Here is a 1263-nt window from a genome sequence, read left to right as displayed (position 1 = left end):
CTAGTGCGGTGACCGGGAACGTTCACCGGGTTGGGTGATCACGCGGCAAGTGGGAGGGGGCGTCCGCCGAAGCGGATGCCCTTTTCGCTGCGGATGCGGACGCGTTCACGGCGCTGGGCGGCCAGAACATCGGGGTGGCGGGCGTTGGCGTTGCGCCAGCGCAGATAGGCGTGCAGCGCCCGGGTCTGCACCACATGGTTGGGGTGGTCGGAGCCGGCGATGGTGAACTGCCGCAGCGGCCCGAAGTGCGCCTCGATCGGGTTGGCCCAGGAGGCGTAGGTCGGGGTGAAGCACAACTCGACCTTGTTGCGCCGGGCCCAGGCGCGGATGCGCCAGTTCTTGTGCGCCGACAGGTTGTCCAGGATCACGTAGATCGGGGCGCCGTCCGGGCGGGCGGCGCGGATCGACTTCAGCGCGGCCCAGGTGGGATCGATGCCCTTGCGGCGCCGGTTGATCCCCCACAACGTGTCGTCGCCGACCGAGTAGCAGCCGTGGAAGTAGGTGACCCCGTGAATGCGCCGGTAGGTGGCCGGCAACCGGTCCGGCCGCCCGCGCAGGGCCCAGCCCGATCCCGCCGTGGGGCGGATGCCCAGCGGCCCGAACTCGTCGAAGGCGAAGACCCGGCCGGGGAAGTGCTCCAGGACGTGCTCGATCCGGTTCAGCTTGGCGTCGTAGTCGGGATCGTTGGACTCCTTCCAGGTGGTGGTGCGCTGGAAGGTGACACCGCGGCGGGTCAGCAGGCAGCGCAGTGCCTCGCGGCCGATTCCGATCATCCGGCCCGGTGCTTTGCGCAGGTAGGCAGCAAGTTTGCGGATCGACCAGCGGGTGAAGGGCTGACCGAGCTTGGCCGGACGGGTGGTGGCCGTCGCCACGACGAAGTTCTCGTCGTCAGGGCTGAGCAGGCGGGGACGGCCTCCCGCCCACCGAGGGTCCAGTGCGGCCAGACCGATCTCGTTGAAGCGATGGATCACATCGCGCACGGTGTCCTCATCGGCGGCCACCAGGCGGGCGATGACCGGCACCGTGTTGCCGCCGGCCGAGGCCAGCAGCATCATCGCGCGCCGGTAGCGCACCGAGCTGGTGCTGCCCCGGCGCACGATCTGCTGGAGTTTCTGTCCTTCTTGGCCGGTGAGTCTTCGGACCTTGACGGGCTCTGCCATCGTGCCTCCCGCGCTGAGCTGGATCTGCCGACTCACATCCAACCCGCTCAGGCCTGGCCACCGCGAGCAGCGACCCGGTGAACGTTCCCGGTCACCGCACTAG

1 protein-coding gene is annotated in these 1263 nt (G+C 69.3%); it reads right to left on the bottom strand.

Annotation, left to right across the window (positions count from 1 at the left end; genetic code table 11):
- Positions 1 to 38 precede the first annotated feature (38 nt).
- Positions 39 to 1160 (bottom strand): IS630 family transposase, encoded by a 1122-nt coding sequence (locus ABZ194_RS30370; RefSeq protein WP_355600445.1) that lies wholly within the window; start codon positions 1158 to 1160, stop codon positions 39 to 41.
- Positions 1161 to 1263: the final 103 nt, after the last annotated feature.

Source organism: Streptosporangium sp. NPDC006007, from assembly GCF_040614315.1.
Classification (GTDB): domain Bacteria; phylum Actinomycetota; class Actinomycetes; order Streptosporangiales; family Streptosporangiaceae; genus Streptosporangium.
This window is presented reverse-complemented; position numbering and strand designations above follow the sequence as displayed.

Bases quoted from the DNA above. Each gene is read 5' to 3' on its own strand.
- ABZ194_RS30370 (WP_355600445.1), bottom strand. From the start codon at position 1,160: ATGGCAGAGCCCGTCAAGGTCCGAAGACTCACCGGCCAAGAAGGACAG.